General features: G+C 70.7%; 11 protein-coding genes and 1 riboswitch. Of the genes, 1 reads left to right on the top strand and 10 read right to left on the bottom strand.

The annotated features are described in order from the left end of the window. Positions 1-20 precede the first annotated feature (20 nt). From E6R60_RS36135 to E6R60_RS36100, 8 genes are all read right to left on the bottom strand, one after another. Positions 21-1325: a cyclopropane-fatty-acyl-phospholipid synthase family protein gene (locus tag E6R60_RS36135; protein ID WP_136330974.1), complete on the bottom strand. Its 1305-nt coding sequence runs from the start codon at positions 1323-1325 to the stop codon at positions 21-23. 399 nt (positions 1326-1724) lie between these two features. After that, positions 1725-3110 carry an NAD(P)/FAD-dependent oxidoreductase gene (locus E6R60_RS36130; protein WP_136330973.1) on the bottom strand — a complete coding sequence of 462 codons (1386 nt, stop codon included), beginning with the start codon at positions 3108-3110 and terminating at the stop codon, positions 1725-1727. A gap of 527 nt (positions 3111-3637) precedes the next feature. After that, positions 3638-4582 (bottom strand): Ppx/GppA phosphatase family protein, encoded by a 945-nt coding sequence (locus tag E6R60_RS36125; RefSeq protein ID WP_136330972.1) that lies wholly within the window; start codon positions 4580-4582, stop codon positions 3638-3640. Positions 4583-4667: 85 nt separating this feature from the next. Beyond that, on the bottom strand, positions 4668-5207 hold the full coding sequence (locus E6R60_RS36120) for a DUF501 domain-containing protein (protein ID WP_136330971.1): 540 nt from the start codon (positions 5205-5207) through the stop codon (positions 4668-4670). A gap of 69 nt (positions 5208-5276) precedes the next feature. Next, a complete protein-coding gene (locus tag E6R60_RS36115; RefSeq protein WP_136330970.1) occupies positions 5277-5747 on the bottom strand; it encodes a septum formation initiator family protein in 471 nt (156 codons plus the stop codon). 101 nt (positions 5748-5848) lie between these two features. Then, entirely contained in the window at positions 5849-7129 is a 1281-nt protein-coding gene (gene eno / locus E6R60_RS36110) for a phosphopyruvate hydratase (protein WP_136330969.1), read from the bottom strand. A gap of 301 nt (positions 7130-7430) precedes the next feature. Then, positions 7431-8174 carry a transglycosylase family protein gene (locus tag E6R60_RS36105; RefSeq protein ID WP_136330968.1) on the bottom strand — a complete coding sequence of 248 codons (744 nt, stop codon included), beginning with the start codon at positions 8172-8174 and terminating at the stop codon, positions 7431-7433. Positions 8175-8178: 4 nt separating this feature from the next. Continuing rightward, a riboswitch (cyclic di-AMP (ydaO/yuaA leader) is annotated at positions 8179-8350 on the bottom strand. A gap of 300 nt (positions 8351-8650) precedes the next feature. Then, the gene (locus tag E6R60_RS36100) at positions 8651-9607 is read right to left on the bottom strand and encodes a transglycosylase family protein (RefSeq protein WP_136330967.1); all 957 of its coding nucleotides are present in this window, start codon (positions 9605-9607) and stop codon (positions 8651-8653) included. 516 nt (positions 9608-10123) lie between these two features. On the opposite strand from E6R60_RS36100, the gene E6R60_RS36095 reads away from it, so the two are divergent. Beyond that, positions 10124-11359 (top strand): cytochrome P450, encoded by a 1236-nt coding sequence (locus E6R60_RS36095; protein WP_136330966.1) that lies wholly within the window; start codon positions 10124-10126, stop codon positions 11357-11359. Between the two features lie 51 nt (positions 11360-11410). Here E6R60_RS36095 and E6R60_RS36090 read toward each other — a convergent pair whose 3' ends face one another. Further along, complete coding sequence (locus E6R60_RS36090; protein WP_136330965.1) at positions 11411-12373, bottom strand: nucleoside triphosphate pyrophosphohydrolase; 963 nt, start codon at positions 12371-12373, stop codon at positions 11411-11413. Between the two features lie 33 nt (positions 12374-12406). Beyond that, positions 12407-13063: a SurA N-terminal domain-containing protein gene (locus E6R60_RS36085; RefSeq protein ID WP_136330964.1), complete on the bottom strand. Its 657-nt coding sequence runs from the start codon at positions 13061-13063 to the stop codon at positions 12407-12409. Between the last annotated feature and the right edge of the window lie 57 nt (positions 13064-13120).

Raw genomic sequence — 13120 nt, 5'->3', positions numbered from 1 at the left:
GCCCTCGGCCGTGTCCGGTGTCAGCCGGTCGCGGACGCCTTCCAGTCGCGGGCGCGCAGAGGCATGCGGGAGCCCCCGCCCTCGGCCGGACGGACCGCGAGGATCTGGTTCACACCGATCTTGTTGTGCTCGAAGGAGAGCGCGGAGGCGGCCATGTACAGACGCCAGACCCTCGCCCGGCCGGGCGAGGTCATCCGTACCGCGCGCTCCCAGTCCCGCTCCAGGTTGGCGACCCAGCGGCGCAGGGTCAGGGCGTAGTGCTCGCGGAGCGACTCCACGTCGCGGGCCTCGAAACCCGCCTCTTCGAGGGTCGCGACGGTCCGGCCCACCGGGGCCAGCTCGCCGTCCGGGAAGACGTAGGCGTCGATGAACTCGTCCACGTGGTACGCGGACTCGTCCCTCTCCGGGCGACGGGCGATCTGATGGTTGAGGAGTCGCCCGCCGGGCTTGAGGAGTGCGTAGAGATCGTCGGCGTACTCGCGGTAGCGGACCGAGCCGACGTGTTCGGCCATGCCGATCGAGGAGATGGCGTCGTACGGGCCGTCCCTGACGTCCCGGTAGTCCTGGACCCGGATCTCGATCCGGTCGGTCAGCCCTTCCTCGGCGATGCGCTTCCTGGCGAAGGCGGCCTGTTCCACGGAGAGGGTCACTCCGGTGACGCGGGCGCCGTACTCGCGGGCGGCGTGGATGGCCATGGAGCCCCAGCCGCAGCCGACGTCCAGGAGGCGGTCGTCCTCCTTCAGCGCGAGCTTGCGGCAGACCAGGTCGAGCTTGTCGCGCTGGGCGTCCTCGAGGTTCCCGCCGTCCTCCCAGTAGGCGCAGGAGTAGACCATGGACGGGCCGAGGACCAGTTCGTAGAAGTCATTGCCCACGTCGTAGTGGTGGCTGATGGCCTCCTTGTCGCGGCGCTTGGTGTGCAGGGTTCCGGTGCGACGGCGCACCTCCTCGGGCGGGGGCGGGGGCGGCGGCCAGGGGCCGGCCAGCTTCACCAGTCCCTTGGCGGCGGCGCGCAGCTTCGGGTCGCGGACCGGGTGGACACTGTCCTTCGCCTCGCCGCCGCGCTCCCAGATCAGCCCGGCCATCAGGTCCAGGGCCCCGTACAGATCGCCTTCGATGTCCAGTTCGCCCGCCACCCAGGCGCGGGCCAGGCCCAGTTCGCCGGGCTTCCACAGCAGTCGGCGCAGGGCGCGGCGGTTCCTGATGACGAGGACGGGGGCACCGGGGGGTCCGGCTTCGCTGCCGTCCCAGGCCCGGATGCGGACCGGTAGGGGTTCTCCCAGCAACTCCTGGGCGAGAGCGGTCAGCCGCAATGCGGCGTCTGCCATGGCGCACACCTCCGTGATGGTGTTTCCCAACGTGCCCAGACATGCCCACACATGTCTCGGACCACGCCCGGCGCCCCCGGACGACACTCCCGGGCGCCACGGCGAGGTACACCCCCCTCAACAGTCTCCGGCGGCCGGGCCATCCCGCTCCTGCGCAATGGTCCGGCAAAATACCTGTACGACACATGCATCCCGGGGAGGCCGGCCCCGGCGCTCCCGCGCGGACCACCGCGCCGGCCTGCGGCGATACGCCGAAGGGGCCGTCCGCACCACGGATGGCGGACGGCCCCTTCGGGCTTCGTGCGACTGTCTGTCCGCGGATACGGAGATCCGCGGTACGGACCGGAGGGCACGGGCCCTCCCGTCCGGATCCGACTCCGGCCCGGAGTCAGGGCGGGACTAGGAGGCCTTGGCCTTCTCGCCCACGGGCTTGGCGGCGGCGGGGGCCGGCGCCGGCTTGGCGGCCTCGTAGAACTCCTCGCGGGGAGTCTCCATGGCGCCGAGCGAGACGACCTCGCGCTTGAGGAACATCGCCAGGGTCCAGTCGGCGAAGATCCGGATCTTACGGTTCCAGGTCGGCATCGCCATGCCGTGGTAGCCCCGGTGCATGTACCAGGCGAGACGGCCCTTGAGCTTGATCTTCACCTTGCCCATGACGATCATCGCGACGCCCTTGTGCAGGCCCAGACCGGCGACCGCGCCCTTGTTGGCGTGGCTGTAGTCGGCCTGCGGGAAGCCGCGCATCCCGGAGATGACGTTGTCACCGAGGACCTTGGCCTGACGCAGCGCGTGCTGGGCGTTCGGCGGGCACCAGGCGTTCGGGTTGCCGGCCTTGCGGCCGACGAGGTCCGGAACCTGGGCGTTGTCGCCCGCGGCCCAGATGTAGTCGGTGCCCTGCACCTGGAGCTTCTCGGAGGTGTCCACGTGACCACGCGGGCCGAGCGGCAGACCGAAGCGCGCCAGCGCCGGGTTCGGCTTCACACCGGCGGTCCACACGATGGTGTTGGAGTCGACCTCCAGGCCGTTCTTCAGCACCACGTGACCGTCGACGCAGGAGTCCATGGAGGTCGAGAGGAAGACCTCGACACCGCGGGACTCCAGGTGCTCCCGGCCCCAGGTGCCCAGCTTCGGGCCGACCTCGGGAAGGATCTTGTCGGCGGCGTCGACGAGGATGAAGCGCATGTCCTCGCGCTTCACGTTCGAGTAGTACTTCGCCGCGTCGCGGGCCATGTCCTCGACCTCGCCGATGGTCTCCGCACCGGCGAAACCGCCGCCCACGAAGACGAACGTCAGCGCCCTGCGGCGGACGTCCTCGTCGGTCGTCGAGTCAGCCTTGTCCAGCTGCTCGAGGACGTGGTTGCGCAGGCCGATGGCCTCCTCGATGCCCTTCATGCCGATGCCCTGTTCGGCCAGGCCGGGGATCGGGAAGGTACGGGAGACGGCGCCCATCGCGATGACCAGGTAGTCGAAGGGCAGCTCGTAGGCCTCGCCGACGAGCGGCGCAACCGTGGCGACCTTGCGGTCCTGGTCGATGGTCGTGACTCGGCCGGTGAGAACCTCAGCCTTGGGCAGCACGCGTCGCAGCGGGACGACGACATGCCGAGGCGAGATGCTGCCGGCAGCAGCTTCGGGGAGGAAGGGCTGGTAGGTCATGTACGACCGGGGGTCGACGACCGTGACGGTCGCCTCTCCATAGCGCATCTTCTTCAGAATGCGCCGAGCTGCGTACAGGCCTACGTACCCACCGCCTACTACGAGGATCCTGGGACGCTCCGTGGTGCTCATGCCATCGAGTATCCACCCCCCTCGGGGGGCACGCTCGTGAGCCCCTTCACAAGGTATGCCCAACCCTCTGCTACACTGCCCCGCTCACGTGACCCAGGTCATGGCTCGACAGGGGAACCACGACGCCCGGGCGAACGTTGTTCACCGCTTGTGAGCTGGCCCTGTGAGGCGCCGAGCCGGGTGGACCACCCCTCCGGTCCCCCCGCCCGCAAGACACCTGGAACCGCCCCGTATGCGAGGCGGGCGGCCCGTCACACCCTCCTGCGGACCCGTTCGGCGCAGAAGTCGGACCCCGAGGACCCAATTCCTTGTGAAGAAGTTCACGAACTTCGTCGCGCCGTGTCTCCGAAGGGGCCCCCGGAGGGCTCCCGGGCAGCTCAGAAGTGCAGGCCGGAGTGCCGATGAGCAGCATGCACGGCCCTCCGGGACGGCTGCTTCCGGGAGCTCCTGCCGAGCCGCCGCTCCCCCGGGGCGCCCTCTCGGACGCCCCGCCGGGCCGCTCTGCCGGGCCGCTCTGCCGGGCCGCTCTAGCGGGCCGCGGAGAAGGCGATGCCGTCGAGGATGTCGTGTTCGCTGACGACGACCTCGCGCGCCCCGGTCCGCTCCATCACGGCCTGGAGGATCAGCGCCCCGGAGCTGATCACGTCGACCCGCCCCGGGTGCATCGCGCCGATCGCCGCACGCTCGGCGTGGGTCGACGCGAGGAGCCGTCCGGCGATCTCCCGGACCTGTTCCAGGGAGAGCCGCGAGTGGTGGATCGCCTCCGAGTGGTACTCGTCGAGCCCCAGCGCGATGGCCGCCACGGTGGTGACGGTCCCGGCGAGACCGACGAGCGTGGCCGCCGAGGCGAGCGGGACGGTCTCCTCGGCCAGGTCCAGCGCGGCGGCGACATCCGCGCGGATCGCCTCGACCTGCTCGGCCGTGGGCGGATCACTGACCACACCGTCCCGCACGAGGTGCCGCTCGGTCATCCGGACGCAGCCGATGTCCACGGACCGGGCTGCCCACACCCGGTCGTCGCCGACGACGAATTCGGTGGAGCCGCCGCCGATGTCGACGACGAGGTAGGGCTTCGCGAGGTCGTCGCGCCCGGCGAGCTCCTTGGTGGCTCCGTCGAACGAGAACTCGGCCTCCTGGTCGCCCGTGATCACCTCAGGCTCGACGCCCAGGATGTCCATCACGCCACGGACGAAGTCGTCCCTGTTCTCCGCGTCCCGGGAGGCGGAGGTGGCGACGAAGCGGACCCGCTCCGCACCGTGCTCCTTGATCACCGCCGCGTACTGCCGGCAGGCGGCGAACGTCCGCTCCAACGCCTCGGGCGCGAGCCGCCCGGTCCGGTCGACGCCCTGCCCGAGCCGGACGATCTCCATCCGCCGGTCCAGCTCGACGAGCTCCCCGGTGGCGGGGTCGGCGTCGGCGACCAGCAGCCGGATCGAGTTGGTACCGCAGTCGATGGCGGCCACGCGAGTCATGTCTTCAAGCCCTCCGGCACGTGTCTTCGAGCCCCTCCGGCGATTGAGGAGCGGGGGTCCGGGGCAGCGCCCCGGCAGGAAACGCTCAGTCCTCGTCCGAGGCCGCCTCGCCGCAGGGCGAGACGCACGGGCCCTTGCGCCACCACTCCGGCAGCATCGCGATCGCCTCGTCCCCGAGCGGATTCACCCCCGGCCCCGCGGCCAGCGAGTGACCGACCAGCACGTGCAGGCACTTCACCCGGTCCGGCATGCCGCCCGCGCTCGGGAAGCCCTCCAGCACCTCGATCGCGTCACGCCGCGCGATGTAGTCCTCGTGCGCGGCCCGGTACGCCGCGGCCAGCTCGGGGTCCGTACCCAGGCGCTCGGTCATCTCCTTCATGACCCCGTTCGCCTCCAGCGTGCCGATCGCGGACGCCGCACGCGGGCACGTCAGGTAGAACGTCGTCGGGAACGGCGTACCGTCCTCCAGCCGGGGCTGCGTCTCGACCACGTCCGGGTTGCCGCACGGGCAGCGGTGCGCGATCGCGCGCAGCCCGCGCGGCGGGCGCCCCAGCTGCTGCTGGAACGCGGCGATGTCCGCGTCGGTGGGCGCGGTGGACTCGGTCTGGGGAGGGGGCGTTTCCATGCCTGCCTAGGGGTTCTGATCGGACTGCTCGAACTGCGGTTCTGCAGATGTACAAGAGGGGGACGCGGCTCAGCCGCGGTCGGCGCTGTCGACGCCGTCCCACAGGTTGGAGTGCCAGGGCCGGTCGGTGTCCTCCGGCTTCCCGTTGCGCTCCTTGACCGCGTCGGGGTCGGCCACGGTGTAGCCGGTCTCCCCGGGAAGAAGGTAGTGCAGGTGCTCACGGGCCAGCCGCTTGACGTACGCGTCGTCCTGGAGCCGCGCCTTCTCGTCGCGCAGCTCCTCGGTACGGGCCTCGGCCTCCTGCGCCATCCGCTCCTGGTCGGCGATCTCGTCGCGCTGCGACACGTACTGCCGCATCGGGTACGCGAGGGCGACGATCAGTGAGCAGACGATCAGGGCCAGGAAGGCGGCCCGGCCGGTGAGCCGGGAGCGGCGTGCCTGACGGCGGTTCTGCGACCTGTAGACGCGGGCCGCGGTCTGCTCGCCGAGCAACCGCAGCCGGGTCGCGGTGGAGAACCGGTCCCGGTCCTTCGCGGCCATGTCTCCGCCTCCCCATTACGCACGTCCGTCCCCGCACACGGTACGGGACCGAGTGCGGGGACGGACGGAGGCCGGGGCACTGGACCCCGCCTGGCTTCGTGTCAGCCCTTGAAGCGCGGGAACGCCGAGCGGCCCGCGTACACCGCGGCGTCGTCGAGGATCTCCTCGATGCGCAGCAGCTGGTTGTACTTGGCGACGCGGTCCGAGCGGGCCGGGGCGCCGGTCTTGATCTGGCCGCAGTTCACGGCGACCGCGAGGTCGGCGATGGTGACGTCCTCGGTCTCGCCGGAGCGGTGCGACATCATGCACTTGAAGCCGTTGCGCTGGGCCAGCTCGACCGCGTCCAGCGTCTCGGTCAGCGAACCGATCTGGTTGACCTTGACGAGCAGGGCGTTGGCGGAGCCCTCCTCGATGCCGCGGGCCAGGCGCTCCGGGTTGGTGACGAAGAGGTCGTCGCCGACGATCTGGACCTTGGAGCCGATCCGGTCGGTGATGACCTTCCAGCCGGCCCAGTCGTCCTCGTACAGCGGGTCCTCGATGGAGACCAGCGGGTACGCGGAGACGAGCTCCTCGTAGTACTCGGTCATCTCGGCGGCCGAGCGGGACTTGCCCTCGAACTCGTAGACGCCGTCCTTGTAGAACTCCGAGGCGGCGACGTCGAGCGCGAGCGCGATGTCCTTCCCCGGGGCGTAGCCGGCTTCCTTGATGGCCTCGACGATGAGGTCCAGGGCGGCGCGGTTCGACTCCAGGTTCGGCGCGAAGCCGCCCTCGTCGCCGAGACCGGTGGACAGGCCCTTGGTCTTCAGGACCTTCTTCAGCGTGTGGTAGACCTCGGCGCCCCAGCGCAGGGCCTCGGAGAAGGACTCCGCGCCGATCGGCGCGATCATGAACTCCTGGATGTCCACGTTGGAGTCGGCGTGCGAACCGCCGTTGAGGATGTTCATCATCGGGACGGGCAGCAGGTGCGCGTTCGGGCCACCGAGGTAGCGGAACAGCGGCAGGTCCGAGGCCTCGGAGGCGGCGTGGGCCACGGCGAGCGAGACGCCGAGGATGGCGTTGGCGCCGAGCGAGCCCTTGTTCTCCGTGGCGTCCAGGTCGAACATCGCCTGGTCGATCAGCCGCTGCTCGGTCGCGTCGTAACCGACGAGCTCCGGGCCGATCTGCTCGATCACGGCCAGGACCGCCTTCTCGACGCCCTTCCCGTGGTAGCGGTTGGGGTCTCCGTCACGAAGCTCGATGGCCTCGAACGCACCGGTGGAGGCGCCGGACGGAACGGCAGCACGGCCCGTGCTGCCGTCGTCGAGGCCGACCTCGACCTCGACCGTGGGGTTTCCGCGGGAGTCGAGGATTTCCCTGGCTACGACGACGTCGATGGACGGCACGAGGCATCTCCTTCTGGGATATGACGCTGGTGGTGCAGGGTCGCTTTGGCCTTGCGCCAAGAGCCTAACCGGCCGGGCCGCCCCAACCGGCCGACCGCCCGTCCCCTGGGACGAAAAAGGACCCAAGGGCAGGCACAGCGGGACAAAGCGCCAGAATTTTACTGGCGGGTAACCACAACAGTTGAACACTCAAGGGCGAAACGCGGCCCGCCCCGGCCCGGCACGCACGGGGGAAGGCGCGCACCGGGCCGGGGCGGCCGGAGTCATCAGCGAGGAGGGACCGCGACTGCTTCGCCGGCGGTTACTTCGTCAGGTGGAGCTGCTGGCCCGGGTAGATCAGGTCGGCGTCCTTGACGATGTCCTTGTTCAGCTCGAAGAGCTTCTCCCAGCCGCCCTTGACCTTGTGCTCGGCGGCGATCCCGCTCAGGGAGTCGCCGGCGGTGACCTTGTACTCGCCGTCGCCCTTCTCGACCTTCTGGCCGGTCGGGGTGGTGACCGTCTTCGACTCGGCCTTGGGGGCGTCCGAGCGGTCCGAGCGGTTGGTGGCGGGGGCCTCGGTGCGCTCGGCCTTCTTCGGCTCGGCCTTCTGGGCCGGCGCGGACTGCTGCTTCGGGGCGGCCTCGGACTTGGCGTCGGAGGAGCCGGTGTCGACGCCCGGGTCGACACCGTCGTTGCTCAGGTTGCCGGCGCCGGCGCAGGCCCAGGCGCCCGGGCCCTGAAGGGCGAGAAGCTTCTCGGCGGTGGCGATCTGCTGGGCCTTGGTGGCCAGGTCGGCGCGGGGCGCGTACTGGGTACCGCCGGCGGCGGCCCAGCTGGACTGCGAGAACTGCAGGCCGCCGTAGTACCCGTTGCCGGTGTTGATGGACCAGTTGCCGCCGGACTCGCACTGGGCGACGGCCTCCCACGTGGACACGGAGGCGGCGGATGCGCCGGTCGCGCCCATCAGCGGCACGGCGATGGCGGCACCGGTGACACCGGCGAGCGTGGCGATGCGGACGGCCTTGGACGGGCGACGGTGCTTGTTGCCCTTGCTCTTGAGCAGCATCGAGACTTCTCCTCACCGACGCCTACGAGGTGAGCTGTCGGGTTCGGGCCAAGTGAGTTGCCCGGTCGCACGTCCTTGCGTGCGACTTAACCCCAAGCCGGTCCTGATGCGTCTTGCGACGATCGGGCCCGACGCCTACCTGGGTCCCCCGCTCCTGCCTACGGCGCTTTACGCGTCTGTTCCCTTCGACCGACGGCAGGATTCGGCGTGACGATCGACGGGGCCCGCGGTGCGAGCGGTTCCGACCGTAAACACACCGAGCCTCATATCCCAAGATGGACATACCGCATAAACAGCCCTTCCGACCGCCCGAAGAACCACTGTTTGCGCAGGTCGGAACGGATGCGGCGGGACCTTGCGGACAAGGCGCGCGAGTTCACGCGAAGAGACCCATGTCTCACTGAGTCGAAAGTGGGACATAGGTCTCTTAACTACCCCAATTTTCAGGGCTTTTTCAGCTGGTCATCAGACCGGGCTCACTCGGCCTTCGTGCCGAGATCGAGGCTCTGGCCAGGCAGAATGAGGTCCGGGTCGGAGCCCACCTCCGCCTTGTTGGCCTCGTACAGCCCCGTCCAGCCGCCGGGCAGCTTCTGTGCGTCGGCAATCGCCCAGAGGTTGTCGCCCGCGCGGACGGTGTACGTGCCGTCAGATGCCGCGACTCCGGCGTCGCGTGCGTCACCGTCACCGCGCGAGGCGTGCCGCCCCGCGTCCCGGTCACCGCGGCCGGTCTCCCGGGTCTCCTCGGGGGCTGGCGTGCCACGGTGCTTGCCGCCCTGCTCCTGCCGCGCTCCGGAAGCGCCCGCCTCGGTTCCGTCGTCCGAGGGCGTGGCGGACGGGGTGGCCGACGGGGACGCGGAGGTGTCCGGCTTGGAGTCCTTGCCCTTCGCCTCGCCCGACGGCGCCTTCGCCTCCGAGGACGCTTCGCCCGACCGGTCCGTGCCGCCGGACGGGGCGGTGCCCGTGGACGGGTCGGTGGTTCCGGACGGGTCGGTGCTCCCGGACGGGTCGGTGGTGTCGGCGGAGGGCGTGCTGCCCGGATCCACGCCCGGCAGCCCGCTGTCCACGGCGAGACCCGAGACGACCGCGCAGCTGGGCCACGCCTTGGAACCCCGGTCGTCCAGGACCTTCTCCGCCACGGCGATCTGCTGCGAGCGGCTGGCGAGGTCCGCACGCTCGGCGTACGACTCGCCGCCGTACGACTTCCAGACCTCCTGCGAGAACTGAAGGCCGCCGTAGTAGCCGTTACCGAGGTCGGCGCTCCACATGCCGCCGCTCTCGCACTCGGCCACCCGGTCCCAGGTCGAGGCGTCGGCCGCGTGCGCGCCTGCCGCGCCGAGCAGCGGGATGGCGATGGCCGAGCCGGTCACGCCTGCGGCGACGATGATCGCGGGTGCCTGCCGAGGGCGACGGTGTCTGCCGTTCGCGGAGCCCATGGGGATGCCTTCCGTGTGACTGACGAGTGACTGGTGAGTCGAACGGTGAACCTAGCGGGACTCGAACGTGTGTCACAAGTCGGTGCAGCGGAGATCACGTGAAAGTCACAGAGTTGACAGCGTGTCACCTTGACCGTGCACCGGCCCCGGCATGAACTCGACCGCAAGCGTGCGCAGTCCGCGCATGACGCGCCCGCCACGCCCTCGCAAATCGCCAGGTTCCCCCGCAAGTCGCAGGCCGGGCAAGCGTTTGCAGAAGCGTGGCGGGCCGGCCCGCCGGGCTCGCGGTGCTTCCGGGCAGTAGCGGACTCCGTGTCCGTGGCCGAGGTGCCGACCGATGCGCCGCGTGAGGCAGAACGCGCCGGGTCGGGGACCGGCACGTCCTCACGGAGCGGCCTCCCACCCGCTCGGCTCCTGACGTCGGGAAGGAGCGGACTCCCCCGGTCGCGACGAAGCGGGCGGGAGGACGACCCGGGCAGCGGAGGCCCGCCCGCGGACGACCGCTACCGTCGTCACGTGAACCAGACCCCGCCGCCTGAGCTCTTCACCTGGGAGTTCGCCACCGACCCCTACCCCGCCTACGCCTGGCTGAGGGAGAACAGTCCCGTACACCGGACGACACTGCCCAGCGGCGTCGAGGCATGGCTCGTCACCCGGTACACGGACGCACGGCAGGCGCTCGCCGACAGCCGCCTCTCCAAGAACCCGGCGCATCACGCCGAGGACGCCCAGGGGAAGAGCAAGACCGGCATCCCCGGCGAACGCAGCGCCAACCTCATGACGCATCTGCTGAACATCGACCCGCCCGACCACACACGGCTGCGCCGGCTCGTGTCCAAGGCGTTCACGCCCCGGACGATCGCCTCTTTCGGGCCCCGGGTGCAGGAGCTGGCGGACCGGCTCATCGACGGTTTCGCGGAGAAGGGGGAGGCCGACCTGATCCATGACTTCGCCTTCCCCCTCCCCATCTACGCCATTTGCGACCTGCTCGGCGTCCCCGAGGAGGATCAGGACGACTTCCGCGACTGGGCGGGCATGATGATCCGGCACGGAGGCGGGCCGCGCGGCGGGGTCGCCCGGTCCGTGAAGAAGATCCGCGCCTACCTCGCCGAACTGATTCACAGGAAGCGGGAGAACCCCGGCGACGACCTGATCTCCGGCCTCATCCGGGCGAGCGACCACGGCGAGCACCTCACCGAGAACGAGGCCGCCGCGATGTGCTTCGTGATCCTCTTCGCGGGTTTCGAGACGACCATCAACCTGATCGGCAACAGCGCCCACGCGTTCTTCCGCAACCCCTCGCAGCGCGCCGTCTTCCAGAGCGCGGTGCAGAGGGGCGACGACCGCCTCCTGGACACGGCCATCGAGGAGCTGCTCCGCTTCGACGGCCCGGTGGAACTCGCCACCTGGCGCTACGCCACGGAAGCTCTCGAAGTCGGAGGGACGCAGATCCGCGAGGGCGATCCCGTCCTCGTCGTCCTCGCGGCGGCCGACCGTGATCCGGACCGTTTCGCGGAGCCCGACACCCTCGATCTGTCCCGCCGCGACAACCAGCATCTGGGGTACGGGCACGGCATCCACTACTGCCTGGGCGCTCCCCTCGCCCGCCTCGAGGGCCGCACCGCGCTGGAGACTCTGTTCCGCCGGCTGCCGGACCTCCGGCTCTCCGTGGACCCTGCCGACCTGCGGTGGAGGGGCGGCCTCATCATGCGGGGCCTGCGGACGCTCCCGGTGGAGTTCACGCCTCAGTGACGGGCGGGAGGCCGGGGCCTCACCCCACGGCTGTCGCCACCGGCCGGGGCTTCACCCGACGCCCTCCGCCGTCCTGATCGCGTCCCGGTAGGCGCGGCCCGCCGCGCGCAGGGCGGCCTCCGGGTCGACGCCCTCCTCCTGGGCGCGCACGGCCAGGGCGAGGAGGCGGTAGCCGACGCCGTCGCCGCCGGGGAGCGGCACGTCGAGCCCGGCGGTCCGGACCCGGCTCGCGAGCTTCGCGGCGAGTGCCAGGCCGGGCTGGCCGAGGGGCACGCCGTCGGTGACGGACTCGCGCTGCTTCTCGATCGCCTTGGTGCGCAGCCAGTGCGCGTGGACGTCCTCCGGCGTCTCGGCGCTCTCGTCCCCGAAGACGTGCGGGTGACGGCGGATCAGCTTCTCGACGAGCGTGGCCGCGACGTCGTCGACGGAGAACGGCTGGTCCTCGTCCTCCTCGGCGATGCGCGCGTGGAAGACGACCTGGAGCAGGACGTCCCCGAGCTCCTCGCGGAGCTCCTCACGGTCGCCGTCCTCGATCGCCTCGACGAGTTCGTACGCCTCCTCGATGGCGTACTTGGCGAGGCCCTCGTGGGTCTTCTGCGAGGTCCAGGGGCATTCGAGGCGGATCCGGTCCATGATCTGGACGAGGTCGAGGAGCCGGGCGCCCGGCAGGTCGTACGAACCGGGCAGCAGCTCCAGATCCGGCATCCGCACCCGCCCCGAACCGGCCAGCCGGGCCAGTCCGTCGGTGAGCGGCTGGTTGCCCTCACCGCCGGTGAGGACGACGACGGTCCGGCCGCCGGCGCACACGTCGACCAGCTCCTGCGCCTCGGGCACGCCGGGCGTGACGGTGACGCCCGCCTCGCGCAGATACGGCAGCTGGGGCTGGTCCCGCTCCGCGCAGTGCACCCGGTCGGCGGCGTGCAGGGTCTGCCAGGCGGGCCAGGACAGCAGTCCGGGCGCGACGCGGTGGCTGGCGGTGAGCAGGACGATGCGGCCGGGGTCTTCAGCGTTCACACGCCCGAATCTACCCCGGCCGTCGGACAGTCCTCAGGCCCCGGCCTCCGCGGCCGACTGGGCCGGCTTGGTGACCTGGGTGATCCAGGGGGCCTTGTACTCCGCGAGCTGGATCTGCTGGTTGTTCCAGGTGCCGAAGCGCGGGTTGACGTCGACCTTCAGCGCCTTGGACGCCTTGGTCAGCGCCTCGCCGAGGATCTTCGTGCCGGCCGGGGTCGACGGGTCGGCGCCGAGGGCCTGGCCGAGCTTGGTCAGCTGGACCTGCTCGCGCAGGAAGGCGTCGATCTGGCCCGGGGCGATCCAGCGCTCCTGGAGGACCGCGGCGCGCAGCCCGTCCTCGCCCTTGTACTGGGCGACGGCCTGCTGCCGCATCTGCTGGATCTCCGCACGGGTGACGGTCACCCCGGCATCCGCCGTCGCCTTGTCCAGGACCCGGTCCAGGATCAGCCCGTGCAGCTTGGCGCGGCCGAGCTGACCGGACTGGTTGGTGATCTGGGCGGCCTGTTCGGAGGCCTTCTGCGCCTTGCGCACGTCCGCCACCTGGCCCTGCACGGTGGCCACCGTGATCCGGTCCCCGCCCACGACGGCCGCGGCGCCCGGGTGGGCCTGGCTGCCGCAGGCGGCGAGGAGCGGCGCTGCTGTGAGCAGTGCGGCGGAGAGGGTGAGCGCGGTGCGACGGCGGCGGTGCAAAGGAGCCTCCCGAGGAGATTGTGCGGCGGTGCACAAAGCCTTGCGGTGATCGATGCT

The organism is Streptomyces sp. A0642 (assembly GCF_004795105.1).
In the GTDB taxonomy this organism is placed as follows: domain Bacteria; phylum Actinomycetota; class Actinomycetes; order Streptomycetales; family Streptomycetaceae; genus Streptomyces.
Note: the sequence above shows the minus strand (reverse complement) of the source record. Positions and strands in the feature narration are given on the sequence as shown.